This is a genomic window from Bradyrhizobium sp. 87 (genome assembly GCF_023073015.1).
In the GTDB taxonomy this organism is placed as follows: Bacteria; Pseudomonadota; Alphaproteobacteria; order Rhizobiales; family Xanthobacteraceae; genus Bradyrhizobium; species Bradyrhizobium canariense_D.
In genome coordinates, this window is record NZ_JADPIQ010000084.1 from 182,922 (window position 1) to 196,941 (window position 14,020).

14 protein-coding genes are annotated in these 14,020 nt (G+C 62.1%); 1 reads left to right on the forward strand and 13 read right to left on the reverse strand.

Annotated elements, in window-relative coordinates:
• Positions 1-5: 5 nt before the first annotated feature.
• The 11 genes from rplV to rpsL all read right to left on the reverse strand — a co-directional run bounded on the left by rplV (position 6) and on the right by rpsL (position 7,810).
• The gene (gene rplV / locus IVB50_RS20645; RefSeq protein WP_007603022.1) at positions 6-392 is read right to left on the reverse strand and encodes a 50S ribosomal protein L22; all 387 of its coding nucleotides are present in this window, start codon (positions 390-392) and stop codon (positions 6-8) included.
• A 10-nt stretch (positions 393-402) separates the two neighbouring features.
• Entirely contained in the window at positions 403-681 is a 279-nt protein-coding gene (gene rpsS / locus IVB50_RS20650; RefSeq protein ID WP_007603021.1) for a 30S ribosomal protein S19, read from the reverse strand.
• Positions 682-693: 12 nt separating this feature from the next.
• Positions 694-1,527 (reverse strand): 50S ribosomal protein L2, encoded by an 834-nt coding sequence (gene rplB, locus IVB50_RS20655; RefSeq protein WP_007611609.1) that lies wholly within the window; start codon positions 1,525-1,527, stop codon positions 694-696.
• A 12-nt stretch (positions 1,528-1,539) separates the two neighbouring features.
• Entirely contained in the window at positions 1,540-1,842 is a 303-nt protein-coding gene (locus IVB50_RS20660; RefSeq protein ID WP_007603019.1) for a 50S ribosomal protein L23, read from the reverse strand.
• Positions 1,839-2,459 carry a 50S ribosomal protein L4 gene (gene rplD / locus IVB50_RS20665; protein ID WP_007603018.1) on the reverse strand — a complete coding sequence of 207 codons (621 nt, stop codon included), beginning with the start codon at positions 2,457-2,459 and terminating at the stop codon, positions 1,839-1,841. The genes IVB50_RS20660 and rplD overlap by 4 nt, the downstream gene beginning before the upstream one ends.
• 1 nt (position 2,460) lies before the next feature.
• Positions 2,461-3,174: a 50S ribosomal protein L3 gene (gene rplC / locus IVB50_RS20670; protein WP_007603016.1), complete on the reverse strand. Its 714-nt coding sequence runs from the start codon at positions 3,172-3,174 to the stop codon at positions 2,461-2,463.
• Positions 3,175-3,227: 53 nt separating this feature from the next.
• Positions 3,228-3,536: a 30S ribosomal protein S10 gene (gene rpsJ, locus IVB50_RS20675; RefSeq protein WP_002712302.1), complete on the reverse strand. Its 309-nt coding sequence runs from the start codon at positions 3,534-3,536 to the stop codon at positions 3,228-3,230.
• Positions 3,537-3,618: 82 nt separating this feature from the next.
• Positions 3,619-4,809: an elongation factor Tu gene (gene tuf, locus IVB50_RS20680; RefSeq protein ID WP_018456453.1), complete on the reverse strand. Its 1,191-nt coding sequence runs from the start codon at positions 4,807-4,809 to the stop codon at positions 3,619-3,621.
• A 40-nt stretch (positions 4,810-4,849) separates the two neighbouring features.
• Positions 4,850-6,922, reverse strand: coding sequence for an elongation factor G (fusA, locus tag IVB50_RS20685; protein WP_026233180.1), 2,073 nt, complete (start codon positions 6,920-6,922; stop codon positions 4,850-4,852).
• 30 nt (positions 6,923-6,952) lie between these two features.
• Positions 6,953-7,423, reverse strand: coding sequence for a 30S ribosomal protein S7 (gene rpsG / locus IVB50_RS20690; protein ID WP_007603009.1), 471 nt, complete (start codon positions 7,421-7,423; stop codon positions 6,953-6,955).
• Positions 7,424-7,438: 15 nt separating this feature from the next.
• Complete coding sequence (rpsL, locus tag IVB50_RS20695; RefSeq protein WP_007603006.1) at positions 7,439-7,810, reverse strand: 30S ribosomal protein S12; 372 nt, start codon at positions 7,808-7,810, stop codon at positions 7,439-7,441.
• Positions 7,811-8,450: 640 nt separating this feature from the next.
• Between rpsL and IVB50_RS20700 the strand changes: the two genes are divergently transcribed.
• Positions 8,451-9,689, forward strand: coding sequence for an NAD(P)/FAD-dependent oxidoreductase (locus tag IVB50_RS20700; protein WP_018456451.1), 1,239 nt, complete (start codon positions 8,451-8,453; stop codon positions 9,687-9,689).
• On the opposite strand, the gene IVB50_RS20705 is transcribed toward IVB50_RS20700, so the two are convergent.
• Positions 9,617-11,638: an ABC transporter ATP-binding protein gene (locus IVB50_RS20705; RefSeq protein ID WP_018456450.1), complete on the reverse strand. Its 2,022-nt coding sequence runs from the start codon at positions 11,636-11,638 to the stop codon at positions 9,617-9,619. The two genes, IVB50_RS20700 and IVB50_RS20705, sit on opposite strands and share 73 nt — an antisense overlap.
• A gap of 132 nt (positions 11,639-11,770) precedes the next feature.
• Positions 11,771-13,831 carry an FAD-dependent oxidoreductase gene (locus IVB50_RS20710; protein WP_018456449.1) on the reverse strand — a complete coding sequence of 687 codons (2,061 nt, stop codon included), beginning with the start codon at positions 13,829-13,831 and terminating at the stop codon, positions 11,771-11,773.
• Positions 13,832-14,020 lie beyond the last annotated feature (189 nt).

A 14,020-nucleotide genomic window follows, 5' to 3' on the forward strand; every position in this document is an offset into this window, starting at 1 on the left:
GTCCCTTAAGCCGCTGCTGCGGCTTCGACCTGACGAACGATGATCGTCAGCTGTGAAAATGGTTTGTAGACACGGCCCGAACGGCCACGGCCGCGGGCGGCAAAGCGCTTCATCACGAGGCCGTTGCCGACGAAGGCCTGCGCCACGACGAGATCGTCGACGTCGAGGTCGTGGTTGTTCTCGGCGTTGGCAATAGCCGATTCCAGGCACTTCTTCACGTCAACCGCGATCCGCTTGCGCGAAAACTGCAGGTCGGCGAGCGCAGCAGCCGCCTTCCGGCCGCGAATGAGCTGGGCGACCAGGTTGAGCTTCTGCGGGCTCACCCGCAGCATCCGGGCGACCGCCTTGGCCTCGTTCTCGGCGAGGCTCCGTTCGCGCTTAGGTTTGCTCATCGTTTAATCCTCAAGCCTTCTTGGCTTTCTTGTCCCCGGAGTGGCCATGGAAGGTGCGGGTCGGCGAGAACTCGCCGAACTTGTGACCGACCATTTCCTCGTTGACGGCCACCGGCACGTGCTTCTGACCGTTGTAGACGCCGAAGGTCAGGCCGACGAATTGCGGCAGGATCGTCGAGCGACGGCTCCAGATCTTGATGACGTCGTGACGGCCGGACGAGCGCGCGGCATCTGCCTTCTTGAGCAGAGAACCCTCGACGAACGGGCCTTTCCAGACTGAACGAACCATGTCCGGCGTTCCTTACTTCTTCCGCTTGTGGCGGCTTAGGAGAATGAATTTGTTGGTCGACTTGTTGGAGCGGGTCTTCTTGCCCTTGGTCGGCTTGCCCCACGGAGTAACCGGGTGGCGGCCGCCCGAGGTACGACCTTCACCACCGCCGTGCGGATGGTCGATCGGGTTCATCGAAACGCCGCGGTTGTGCGGCTTGCGGCCCAGCCAACGGTTGCGGCCGGCCTTGCCGATCGACGTGTTCATGTGATCCGGGTTCGACACCGCGCCGATCGTGCCGCGGCAACGGCCGTGCACCAGGCGCTGTTCGCCCGAGTTCAGGCGGATGATCACGTAGTCCTGGTCGCGACCGACGAGCTGGGCGTAGGTGCCCGCGGAACGGGCGAGCTGGCCGCCCTTCCCGATCTTGACCTCGATGTTGTGGATGATCGTGCCGACCGGCATGTTGCCGAGCGGCATGACATTGCCCGGCTTCACGTCGACATAGTTGCCGGCGACGACGGAATCACCGACGGCCAAACGCTGCGGCGCCAGGATATAGGCCTGGGTGCCGTCTTCGTACTTGACCAACGCGATGAATGCGGTGCGGTTCGGATCGTACTCCAGCCGCTCGACCGTCGCGGGCGCATCGACCTTGTCGCGCTTGAAATCGACGGTACGCAACGTTCGCTTATGACCACCGCCGCGGAAGCGCACGGTGATGCGACCGGTGTTGTTACGGCCGCCGGAGGAGTGCTTGCCTTCGGTGAGCGCCTTGACCGGCTTGCCCTTGTAGAGGGCCGAACGATCGACCATGACCAGCTGGCGCTGGCCCGGCGTCGTGGGATTGAATGTCTTCAGTGCCATCGTCGTACGACCTTACAGACCGGTGGTCACGTCGATCCGGTGACCCTCTTCGAGAGTCACGATCGCGCGCTTGGAGTTCGACTGCGAGCCGAGATTGCCGCGGAAGATCTTGGTCTTGCCCTTGCGGACCAGCGTGTTGACACTCTTGACCTTGACGTCGAACAGCTTCTCGATCGCTTCCTTGATCTGCGGCTTGGTCGCCTTCGCGGCCACCTTGAACAGCACCTTGTTGTGCTCCGAGGCGATCGTGGCCTTTTCGGTCACGACCGGCGACAGGATCACGTCGTAGTGGCGAGGCTCGATGTTCTTCGTCATTTGAAGCGCGCCTCCAGCGCATCGATGGCGGCCTTGGTCAGAACAAGCTTCCGACGGCGCAGGATGTCATAGACGTTGATGCCCTGGATCGGCAGCACGTCCATGTTCGGGATGTTGCGGGCCGCAGCGGCGAAGCCGTTGTTGAGCTCGGCGCCGTCGATGATCAGCGCGTTGGTCAAACCCAGACCGGAGAAATGACCGAGCAGCGCCTTGGTCTTGGCAGCTTCCAGCGCGGCCTTGTCGATCACGATGAGATCGCCGTCCTTGGCCTTGGCCGAGAGCGCATGCTTGAGGGCGAGCGCACGGACCTTCTTCGGCAGGTCGGTGGCGTGCGAACGCACCACCGGACCGAAGGCACGGCCACCTCCGCGGAACTGCGGCACCCGGGCCGAGCCGTGACGAGCACCACCGGTACCCTTCTGCTTGTACATCTTCTTGCCGGTGCGCCAGATCTCGGCGCGGCCCTTGGCCTTGTGCGTACCGGCCTGGCGCTTGTTGAGCTGCCACTGCACGCAACGTGCAATGATGTCCTGGCGCGGCTCGAGGCCGAAAATGGTGTCGGAAAGCTGGACCGAGCCGGCTTCCTTACCTTCGAGGGTCGTGACCTTCAATTCCATCTCACGCCTCCTGCGCAGCCGGAGCAGCGTCCGCTTCGCCAGCAACCTTGAACTTGCCGGGCTTCGGAGCTTCCTTAGGCAGCGGCTTCTTGACGGCGTCGCGCACGCGGATCCAGCCGCCCTTGGAACCCGGAACGGCGCCTTCGACGAGGATCAGACCGCGCTCGACATCGAGCTGAACGACCCGAAGGTTGAGCGTGGTGATGCGGTCAACGCCCATGTGACCGGGCATCTTCTTGTTCTTCCAGGTCTTGCCCGGGTCCTGACGGCCACCGGTCGAACCGATCGAACGGTGAGAGACCGACACGCCGTGGGTGGCGCGCAGACCGCCGAAGTTCCAGCGCTTCATACCGCCGGCAAAACCCTTACCGACCGAAGTACCGGTGACGTCGACGAACTGACCGACGACAAAGTGGTCGGCCAGGATCTCGGCACCGACGGGGATCATCTGATCCGCGGAGACGCGGAATTCCTCGACCTGCCGCTTCGGCTCGACCTTCGCGACCGCGAACTGGCCGCGCTCCGCCTTGGGCATGTACACGGTCTTGCGGCTGCCAGAACCAAGCTGGAGCGCGACATAACCGTTTTTCTCTTCGGTGCGGTGGCCTACGACCTGGCAATTGCCGAGCTTCAGCACGGTCACGGGGATATGTTCGCCGGCCTCTGTAAAGACCCGCGTCATCCCGACCTTTTGTGCGATCACTCCGGAGCGCATCGGCGTGCTTCCTGTTCTTTCTGTCCGCTAGTGGCGAACGTGATCCAAAAATCTTAGAGCTTGATCTCGACGTCGACACCGGCGGCCAAGTCGAGCTTCATCAAAGCATCGACGGTCTGCGGGGTCGGATCGACGATGTCGAGCAGGCGCTTGTGAGTGCGCATCTCGAACTGCTCGCGGCTCTTCTTGTCGACGTGCGGCGAACGGTTGACGGTGAACTTCTCGATGCGGGTGGGCAGCGGAATGGGTCCGCGGACCTGCGCGCCGGTGCGCTTCGCCGTGTTCACGATCTCGCGGGTCGACGTATCGAGGATACGATGGTCGAACGCCTTGAGACGGATGCGAATGTTTTGGCCGTTCATTGCCGTGGTCTTTCTTCAATGGGGTGGCGAATAGCGAATAGCGAATGTCACATTCGCTATTCGCCGATCCCTATTCTCGTAATTACTCGATGATCGAGGCGACGACGCCGGCGCCGACGGTGCGGCCACCTTCGCGGATCGCGAAGCGGAGCTTCTCTTCCATCGCGATCGGCACGATCAGGTGCACTTCCATCGCGATGTTGTCGCCCGGCATCACCATCTCGGTGCCTTCCGGCAGATGCACGACACCGGTCACATCGGTGGTGCGGAAGTAGAACTGCGGACGGTAGTTGGTGAAGAAGGGAGTGTGGCGGCCGCCCTCTTCCTTGGTGAGGATGTAGGCCTCAGCCTTGAACTTGGTGTGCGGCTTGACCGAACCCGGCTTGCACAGCACCTGGCCGCGCTCGACGTCCTCGCGCTTGGTACCGCGAAGCAGCGCACCGATGTTGTCGCCGGCCTGGCCTTGATCGAGCAGCTTGCGGAACATTTCGACACCGGTGACCGTGGTCTTCTGCGTGGCGCGCAGACCGACGATCTCGATTTCCTCGCCGACCTTGACGATACCGCGCTCGACACGGCCGGTCACGACGGTGCCGCGGCCCGAGATCGAGAACACGTCTTCAACCGGCATCAGGAACGGCAGATCGACCGGACGCTCCGGCTGCGGAATGTAAGCGTCGACCTGCTTCATCAGCTCGAGGATGGCGTCATGGCCGAGCGTCTTATCGGAATCTTCGAGGGCGGCAAGCGCCGAGCCCTTGATGATCGGGATGGTGTCGCCCGGGAATTCGTACTTCGAGAGCAGCTCGCGGACCTCGAGCTCCACGAGCTCGAGCAGTTCCGGATCGTCGACCATGTCGCACTTGTTGAGGAACACGACGAGCGCGGGAACGCCGACCTGGCGGGCGAGCAGGATGTGCTCGCGGGTCTGCGGCATCGGACCGTCGGCGGCCGACACGACCAGGATCGCACCGTCCATCTGGGCGGCGCCGGTGATCATGTTCTTCACGTAGTCGGCGTGGCCGGGGCAGTCGACGTGCGCGTAGTGGCGGTTCTTGGTCTCGTATTCGACGTGCGCCGTCGAGATCGTGATGCCGCGCGCCTTCTCTTCCGGCGCCTTGTCGATCTGGTCGTACGCGGTGAACGTCGCGCCGCCGGCTTCGGCGAGGACCTTGGTGATCGCCGCGGTCAGCGACGTCTTGCCATGGTCGACGTGACCGATGGTGCCGATGTTGCAGTGCGGCTTGTTACGTTCAAACTTTGCTTTGGCCATTTGACTCTCCGTTCAATCGTCAGTTCGAGACCGACGACAATCAGGCAAACTTCTTCTGGACTTCTGCCGACACGTTGGCCGGCGCTTCTGCGTAGTGGTCGAACTGCATGGTGAAGGTTGCGCGACCCTGGCTCATCGAGCGCAGGTTATTCACGTAACCGAACATGTTCATGAGCGGCACCATCGCGTTGATGACATTGGCGTTGCCGCGCATGTCCTGACCCTGGATCTGACCGCGCCGCGAATTCAGGTCGCCGATGACGGAGCCGGTGTAATCTTCCGGGGTCACCACTTCGACCTTCATGATCGGCTCGAGCAGGACGGACTTGCCCTTCTGCAAGGCTTCGCGGAATGCAGCACGCGATGCGATTTCGAAGGCGAGCGCCGACGAATCGACGTCGTGATACTTGCCGTCGACGAGCTGAACCTTGACGTCGACCACGGGGAAGCCCGCGACCACGCCGGAACTCAGCACGCTGTTGATGCCCTTCTCGACGCCGGGGATGTATTCCTTCGGCACCGCACCGCCGACGACCTTGGACTCGAACTCGTAGCCCTTGCCGGGCTCGTTCGGCTCCACGATGATCGACACTTCCGCGAACTGTCCGGTACCGCCGGTCTGCTTCTTGTGGGTGTACTTGACTTCGGACCTCTTGGTGACGCGCTCACGGAACGCCACCTGCGGCGCGCCGATGTTGGCATCGACCTTGTAGGTGCGGCGGAGAATGTCGACCTTGATGTCGAGATGGAGCTCACCCATGCCCTTGAGGATGGTCTGGCCGGACTCCTGATCGGTCGACACGCGAAAGGACGGATCCTCCGCGGCGAGCTTCGCCAGCGCCACGCCCAGCTTTTCCTGGTCGGCCTTGGACTTGGGCTCGATCGCGATCTCGATGACGGGCTCGGGGAATTCCATCTTTTCGAGGATCACCGCCTTGTCGGGATCGCACAGCGTGTCACCGGTGCGCGCTTCCTTCAGGCCAGCCAGTGCGACGATGTCGCCGGCATAGGCTTCCTTGATGTCTTCGCGGTTGTTCGCATGCATCAGCAACATGCGGCCGATGCGCTCCTTGCGGTCGCGCGTCGAATTGATCACGCCGGTGCCCGACAGCAGCGTGCCGGAATAGATGCGGCAGAAGGTGATGGTGCCGACGAACGGGTCGTCCATGATCTTGAAGGCCAACAGAGCCAGCGGCTCCTTGTCGTCCGGCAGGCGAACGACCTCGTTGCCGTCTTCGTCGACGCCCTTGATGGCGGGCACGTCAACTGGCGACGGCAGATAATCCACGACCGCGTCGAGCAGAGGCTGCACGCCCTTGTTCTTGAACGCCGAGCCGCACAATACCGGAAAGAACGCGCCAGTCAGCACGGCCTTGCGGATCAAGCGCTTCAACGTCGGCTCATCGGGCTCCTTGCCGTCGAGGTAAGCGGCGAGAACTTCGTCGTCGAGCTCGACGGCGGCTTCCAACAACTTCTCGCGATATTCCTTGGCCTTCTCGACCATGTCCTCGGGAATATCGATGTCCACGAACTTGGCGTCGAGCTTCTCTTCTTCCCAGACCACGCCCTTCATGCGAACGAGGTCGACCAGGCCCTTGAAGTTGTTCTCGGAGCCGATCGGAAGCTGGATCGCGATCGGCTTTGCGCCGAGGCGGTCAACGATGTCCTGCATGCACTTGTAGAAGTCAGCGCCGGTCTTATCCATCTTGTTGGCGAAGACGATGCGCGGAACTTTGTACTTGTCGCCCTGGCGCCAGACCGTCTCGGTCTGGGGCTCGACGCCCTGGTTCGAGTCGAGCACGCACACGGCGCCGTCGAGCACGCGCAGGCTGCGCTCGACTTCGATGGTGAAGTCGACGTGGCCGGGAGTGTCGATGATGTTGAGACGCTTGCCTTCCCAGAACGCGGTGGTCGCGGCCGACGTAATCGTAATGCCGCGCTCCTGCTCCTGCTCCATCCAGTCCATCGTCGCGGCACCTTCGTGCACTTCGCCGATTTTGTGGCTCTTGCCGGTGTAATAGAGGATGCGCTCGGTGGTCGTGGTCTTGCCGGCATCGATATGCGCCATGATACCGAAGTTGCGGTAATTCTCTATGGCATGAACGCGGGGCATGGAGTGTTCCTTAGATTCCGTGTGTCGCCGTTACCAGCGATAGTGCGAGAAGGCGCGGTTGGCTTCCGCCATCCGGTGCACGTCTTCGCGCTTCTTGACGGCGTTACCCCGGTTGTTCGACGCATCCAGGAGCTCCGCAGAGAGCCGCTCGGTCATCGTCTTCTCGTTGCGATCGCGCGCAGCCGAGATCAGCCAGCGAATGCCCAGCGCCTGACGGCGCACCGAGCGAACTTCGACCGGAACCTGATAGGTCGCGCCGCCGACGCGGCGGGAGCGCACTTCAATCGTCGGCATGACGTTCTCGAGCGCCTGCTCGAACACGCCGAGCGGGTTCTGCTTTGTCTTGCTTTCGATGAGGCCGAACGCGCCGTAGACGATGCCTTCGGCGACCGACTTCTTTCCGGCGTACATTACCGAATTCATGAACTTCGTGACGATGATATTCCCGAACTTCGGATCGGGAAGGACTTCGCGCTTTTCGGCAGAATGGCGACGAGACATGGACCTGGTTCCCGCTTACTTCGGACGCTTGGCGCCGTACTTCGAACGGCGCTGCTTACGGTTCTTGACGCCCTGGGTATCCAGAACGCCGCGGAGGATGTGGTAGCGCACGCCGGGCAAGTCCTTGACGCGACCGCCGCGGATCATGACCACCGAGTGCTCCTGGAGGTTATGGCCCTCACCGGGGATGTAGCCGATCACCTCGAAGCCGTTGGTCAGGCGCACCTTGGCAACCTTACGAAGCGCCGAGTTCGGCTTCTTCGGGGTCGTGGTGTAAACGCGTGTGCAAACACCGCGCTTCTGCGGCGACTGCTGCAGCGCCGGCACCTTCTTGCGCGACTTCTGCACTTCCCGCGGTTGAGCGATCAGTTGGTTGATCGTCGGCATCCTGGCATTACCCTTTGTGTTCTGCCGCGGCCCGTCACCGGGTCCGCAAATTCTTTCGAGCTACCCGCCCGACGAGGCCGCCTTCCGCGGAACAATCCGCACAAAGCGAAATCGCGCCAACCACCCATCAACGGGCGGAAAGCGCTTCGACGCCACAGAGGACCGCAGTAGTTGAACCGGTCAGCTTGAAGCTGCGGCCCGCGCACCGAGGTCATGCATCCGAATTCGATCTCGAGAGAACATGCTCAAGAGAACTAAAATCGCACTGGCATTGCCTAGCTATGATCGACAGCGTTTGAGCGGCATTCGTCGAGGTTGGTGCCTGTCTTGGTGATCCCAGGGGATCAAACAGGTGGCCCGTTCCGACGTTGGCGATGCTCACCGCCTGTCGTTAAGTGAGGGGGTTCTATAAGTGGGAGTCGGTCAAGTCAAGGCGAAACGTCAGTCAGAAGCGCTTCCCGCACCTGCCGAAATCGCTTCTTGGGCCGCTCGCTGCGCCTTCGTGAGATGGAAACGAAGAGCGCGTCGCGCCACCTCGAAACCTATTTATACCCGGGCTAAATATACTTTTATAACCATTGGCTAAGGCTTTCTTTCCTGTTGGAGCGCCAATGTGCCGCCTTGGGCAGAGATTAGCGCCATGCGGTACACCGACATTGCCATTATCGGCGGGGGATTGTCCGGCTCGACCGCCGCCGCGATGCTCGGCCGTAGCGGCATTTCGACCATCCTGATCGATCCGCATGAGAGCTATTCGGCGGACTTTCGGGTCGAAAAACTCAGCGGTCACGTGCAGGTCGGGCGATTCCTGCAGACGGGAATCGCCGAATCGGTGTTGCACCGCGCGACCTTTGTGTTTGAGAACTGGATCGCGCGCTTCGGCCGCCTTCTCGACAAGGCGCCGAGCCGGCAGTCCAACATCCTCTACGATTCCCTCGTCAACGCTGTCCGCGACGAAATTCCTGCCGGCGTCGAGCGCATCTGCGCCAAGGCTGTCTCGGTTGAGACGAGTGCGGAGCGGCAGAAGGTCACTCTCTCCAACGACGCGATGGTCTCCGCCCGGCTGGTCGTGCTCGCCAACGGACTCAATGTCGGCCTGCGCCACCAGCTGGGAATCGCCCGAAAAGTCGTCAGTGCCTGCCATTCGATTTCGATCGGGTTCGACGTGGTGCCCGCGGGACGGGACTCGTTCGACTTCCCTGCGCTGACCTATTTCTCGGAACGGCCGAGCGACCGCATCCCCTACCTCACGCTTTTTCCGATCGGGACGCGGATGCGCGCCAATCTGTTCGTCTATCGCAGCTTCGACGATCCCTGGCTGCGTGAGCTGCGCCGCGCGCCGGCCGAGACGTTGAACGCTGCGCTGCCACGGCTCAAGCACATCACCGGACCATTCGACATTCCCAGTGAGCTGAAAATCCGTCCGGTCGATCTCTATGTGAACGATGCCAGCGGCCAGCCGGGTCTCGTGCTGGTGGGCGATGCCTTCTCGACCTCCTGCCCGGCCGCCGGCACCGGGTGCGACAAGGTCTTCACCGACGTCGAGCGGCTCTGCAACGTCTATATCCCGCAGTGGCTGGCCTCCGACGGGATGGATACAAGCAAGATCGCCGCCTTCTACGCAGACCCGGTCAAGCGGGAGTGCGACGATTGGTCGGCCGCGAAGGCCTTCGATTTCCGCTCAGTCTCCATTGCGACAAGCCCTTATTGGACGGCGCAGCGCTGGGCACGCTTCATTGCCTGGTCGGTTCAGGGACTATTGCGGCCGCTTGGAGCAGCCTTCGATCTGGAGCCGAACTTCCTCGGTCACTCCTCCTCATCGTCCTCGTCGAGGTCGTCTTCATCCTCGTCGTCTTCGTCGCTGTCCTCGTCGACGTGAGCCGGCGCGCCATGCGGTTGGTGGATCTGGTCGTTCCACAGCTTGCGATAGGTGCCGTTCTTGGCGAGCAGCTCGGCATGTGAGCCGCGCTCGATCGCCCTGCCCCCTGAAATCACGATGATCTCGTCCATCTCGACCACCGAGGTCAGGCGGTGGGTTGACCAGATCATGGTGCGGCCCTTGGCGACCTTCAGCAGCGTGCGGTTGATCGCAGCTTCCGTGGTCTGGTCGAGCGCCGAAGTGGCTTCGTCGAGCAGCAGCACGGAAGGATTACGGATGACCGCGCGCGCGATCGCGATGCGCTGGCGCTGGCCGCCCGACAAGGTATCGCCGCGCTCGCCCACCGGCGTGTCGTATCGTTGCGGCAGGCTCATGATGTAACGGTGGATCTCGGCTTTCTTGGCCGCCTCCTCCACCTCCTCATCGGTCGCGCCCTCCTTGCCGAGCCGAATGTTCTCCCGGATCGACATGTTGAACAGCATATTCTCCTGGAACACCACCGCCATGCTCCGGCGCAGGGAGTCCAGCGTCACCTTGCGGACGTCGACGCCGTCGATGGTGACGCGCCCCTCGTCCGGCACATAGAGCCGCAGGATCAGATTCAGCAGCGTGCTCTTGCCGGAGCCGGACGGACCGACGATGGCAATGCGCTTGCCGACATTGAGCTTGAGGCTGAGATTGTCCAGCACTGGCGTCTGGCTGCCTTCGTACTGGAACGTCACGTGGTCGAAGGTGATGTCGTTGGTGATGCGGGGCAGATCGGGCGCGCCGGCACGATCGGCGCTGCGCGTGGGCTCGTCGAGCAACTCCTGCATATGACGGATCGCGGCTGCCGCGGAGATCGACACGGGGATGAAATGCATCACATGGGCGATGTTGTAGGACACCTCCCAGAACGCACTCTCGAAGGTGACGAAGGTGCCGATGGTAATCTGCCCCTTCGTCGCCAGATATGCGCCGATCGCGAGCACGACGAGATGCAAGAGCAGCACCGAGATGGTGACCGTCCGCTCCACCATGGTCGACAGGAACGCCGCCGAGGCCATCCTGTTTCGCGTCTCGTCGTTGCGGAATTTGAAGAAGCCGAACATCCGGCGTTGCAGGCTGAACGCCTTGATCACGGCCTGCGCCGCCACGTTCTCCTGCACCATGCCGAGCAGCGCAGATTCATTGAGCTTCTGCTCGTAATTCGCCTGGACAGCCTTCGGCGTCAGCATGCGGGGACCGATCAGCGTGATCGGGAACACCAGCAGCGCAACCGCCGCGAGCTGCCAGTTCAGGAACACCATCAGGATGATGCCCGCGATCAGCTCCAGGAACGGCAATGCCGCGCTGTTGGCGAAGGTCTTGACCGAACCCTCGAAGGCCGCGAGGTCGACTGAGAAGCGCGACAGGATCTCGCCGCGCTTGGTGCGGCCGAAATAGGCCGCCGGCAGGTCCTGGACGTGCTCGAACAGCCGTTTGCGGACGTCGGAAATGATGCACGCCGCGAGCCGCGCATCCCAGCGCTCGTACCAGACCGCGACGATCGAGGTGAATATGCCCGCGACCGCGAGCACGCCGAGGATCTTGTACAGCGCCTGAAAATCCTCCTCGCCGAGCGCGTCGTCGATCAGGTACTTCAGGCTGAGCGGCATGATGACGTTGAAGAGCGTCTCGACGAAGACGCCGAACGCCACGAAGGACAGCATCTGCTTGTAGTTGAACAGGAAGGGTTTGACGAAACCCAGGATGGTCGCGAGCGCGCCGGCGGCCTCCCGCGCGGTAAAGACGACGAGGTCCTCGTCCTCATCGTCGTCATCGAGCTCCAGCCCGCCATCCTCCTCGTCTTCATCGTCCTCGTCGTCTTCAAGGTCCGGCTTGGCGGTAGGGACAAGCTTGTCGTCGAGCTCGGCCGCCTCTTCCGCGGCGAGCTTCTGTTTGTCGGGCGGGAGGGGCTTGGACGCCATGAAACCAACCGATGCTGACGGCCGGCATGACCGCAGAGAAAGCAGGAAATAGCGCCAACCGCTACTGCATCGATTCTATGCGATCAAGATGAATTCGGCAAAACAATTGGCGAAGGCGCCCGCTTCAGGCGGCTAGTCGTCTTCCTCATCCTCGACCTTGTCGAAAAAGGAATAGCGCAAGGAATCGGCGTCGGCGTACCACTGGCCCGGTCCCTTGTTGGCGGCGAGCGTCGTCTCCCAGAGCGCGTCCGTGCAGTCCTTGCGGTGCATCGACAGCTCGAAGCCGTTGCCGAAGAACAGTTCGGACCATTCCCACCAGGTGCCGAGCTTCTTGACGCCGCGCAGAAGGTCGTAGCGGTCGATCAGTGCCGGCGCCATGTCCGAGGTGATCGAGCCGAACACGAGCCCGGTCTTGACCACACGGTTCAGCTCCCTGATCGCACGGACCACCTGCTTCGGGGAAACATGGCAGAGGCTGGTCTCGAACACGAAGTCGAACGCACCATCCTTGAACGGCATGTCGGTGATCGAACCGAGCTTGTTGTACTTCCTCAGCGCCTTCGGCGTTCTGGCGTGAATGGTGCGGTTGTTCTCGATACCGAAGGCATCGATGCCGCGATCACGTAGCGCGCCGACAAGCTCGCCGCTGGCCGAGCCCGCGATCAAGAGCTTCGTGCCTTTGGCCTTGCCCCAGACGATGCCGATCAGTTTTGTGAGATAGTCGGGATCCGTGAAGTGTTGCCACACCTCGCTGTAGGGGCCCTGGCCGCGATAATTGTCAAAATAGGCACGATCGATCTTGTCCGAGAGCGGCTTGTCGTCCTGCGAACGCTCGCGGCGCAAGCGCATCATCTCGGTCAAGATGATGTCGGTCGCCGCGTCCGAGGAATCGAGCAGGCCGTTCAGCGTCGAGTCGAACAGATAGTCGCCGACCACCACGATTCCGGGATGTTCCTTCGGCTCGGGCCGGTGGTTGGTCATGACGTCGCGCACGGGCAAGCCGCCCGGAATCGCGTTCACCGAGGACAGCCAGCGGTGGATCTTGCCTTCCATGAAATGCGCGCGTGCATCGCCGAGCGATGCCGGAAGCGATTTCAGCGCGGCATCGATCAGCTCCCGGTCGGAGAGATTCGCAAAGGCCAGCGCATCGGAGCCCGGAATCAGCCAGTTCAGCACGCCGTGCTTGCCCACATCATGGCGGGCGCCCTCGTTATAGACGCAGCAACCGCCAAAGGCTTCCGACATGAACCAGGCGCCGGCGATCTTGTCGCCCCAGAACGGCGTGTCGAACAGGATCGAGACACGCAAATAGTGCGCAGGACGGTCGAAGTACGCGACGTGCTTGACCATCGACTTGCGGAGCTGTTCGCCTTCCCAGCCGACGGTCCCAAGCCAGGAATGCGGCAGACAGACCAGCACAAGGTCGAAGTCGCGCGTCTCCGGCCCCTTGCCGTTCATCATCTTGAGTTGATAGCGGCCGGTCGGCGCCTTGCCGACCGTGAGGATTCGGTGATTGAGCTGGATGTCGGCATTGACCTCCGACTGGAGGCACTCGATGAGCTGCTCGTTGCCGTTCTGGATGGAATAGAGGCCGATATAGCCGTCGACATCCATCAGGTAGTTCTTGAGCGCGTTGAGCCCGTTGGTGTTGTGGCTCTCGGTCGCGAGGTCCGAGCGCGCCATCACCTTGAAGAATCGCTTTGCGGTCTCGTCCTCGACCTCCTCGTCGAGCACCTGTTCGGCGGTCTTGTAGGCCCAGGGATTCTCGTTGTCGTGCGCGCCGACACCCTCGTAGTACTCGATCGGCGTCATCGCCTCGGCGCAGCGCTTACGGAACGCCTCGATTGCGGCTGCGGTCTTGGCACCGTATTTGCGGCGCATGCCCGCGACGTCGTTGAGGAGCTCACCGCCGAACTGCACCTGCTCGGCATCCATCGGAATGGTCTGCAGGCCGAAATGCTGGATCAACTCGCGCAACGGATCCGGCCCGGTCATCGAGTAGTCGTAGATCTCGGCAACGCCGGCCTCGTACATCGCGGGCGCGGAATCGAATTTGCGCGTGACGATCTTGCCGCCGAGCCGGTCGGATGCCTCGTAGATGGTGACGCGGCAGAGGTCGCCAAGCTTGCGCTTCAGATACCAAGCGCTCATCAGCCCGCCGGGGCCGCCGCCTACGATTGCGAGATCAAGCATGAGAATTCCGTGGTCTCCGGCCCGCCCCCTTCACGGGACCACCGGTCTAAGCTCTCCTAGCAGAAGCGCTTTTGCGCCTGAAGGAAAGATGAACAAAGGTTGATCCTGCACCGCAACAGGGAAACAAAGCAGCAAAAAGGCCGGCTTTCGCCGGCCTTTTCAGTGTCCTCGGTATTCCTACGGATGAAC

Excerpts from the sequence above, each read along its gene's own strand:
- rplV (WP_007603022.1), bottom strand. The coding sequence starts at position 392 with ATGAGCAAACCTAAGCGCGAACGGAGCCTCGCCGAGAACGAGGCCAAG.
- rpsS (WP_007603021.1), bottom strand. The coding sequence starts at position 681 with ATGGTTCGTTCAGTCTGGAAAGGCCCGTTCGTCGAGGGTTCTCTGCTC.
- rplB (WP_007611609.1), bottom strand. The coding sequence starts at position 1,527 with ATGGCACTGAAGACATTCAATCCCACGACGCCGGGCCAGCGCCAGCTG.
- IVB50_RS20660 (WP_007603019.1), bottom strand. The coding sequence starts at position 1,842 with ATGACGAAGAACATCGAGCCTCGCCACTACGACGTGATCCTGTCGCCG.
- rplD (WP_007603018.1), bottom strand. The coding sequence starts at position 2,459 with ATGGAATTGAAGGTCACGACCCTCGAAGGTAAGGAAGCCGGCTCGGTC.
- rplC (WP_007603016.1), bottom strand. The coding sequence starts at position 3,174 with ATGCGCTCCGGAGTGATCGCACAAAAGGTCGGGATGACGCGGGTCTTT.
- rpsJ (WP_002712302.1), bottom strand. The coding sequence starts at position 3,536 with ATGAACGGCCAAAACATTCGCATCCGTCTCAAGGCGTTCGACCATCGT.
- tuf (WP_018456453.1), bottom strand. The coding sequence starts at position 4,809 with ATGGCCAAAGCAAAGTTTGAACGTAACAAGCCGCACTGCAACATCGGC.
- fusA (WP_026233180.1), bottom strand. The coding sequence starts at position 6,922 with ATGCCCCGCGTTCATGCCATAGAGAATTACCGCAACTTCGGTATCATG.
- rpsG (WP_007603009.1), bottom strand. The coding sequence starts at position 7,423 with ATGTCTCGTCGCCATTCTGCCGAAAAGCGCGAAGTCCTTCCCGATCCG.
- rpsL (WP_007603006.1), bottom strand. The coding sequence starts at position 7,810 with ATGCCGACGATCAACCAACTGATCGCTCAACCGCGGGAAGTGCAGAAG.
- IVB50_RS20700 (WP_018456451.1), top strand. The coding sequence starts at position 8,451 with ATGCGGTACACCGACATTGCCATTATCGGCGGGGGATTGTCCGGCTCG.
- IVB50_RS20705 (WP_018456450.1), bottom strand. The coding sequence starts at position 11,638 with ATGGCGTCCAAGCCCCTCCCGCCCGACAAACAGAAGCTCGCCGCGGAA.
- IVB50_RS20710 (WP_018456449.1), bottom strand. The coding sequence starts at position 13,831 with ATGCTTGATCTCGCAATCGTAGGCGGCGGCCCCGGCGGGCTGATGAGC.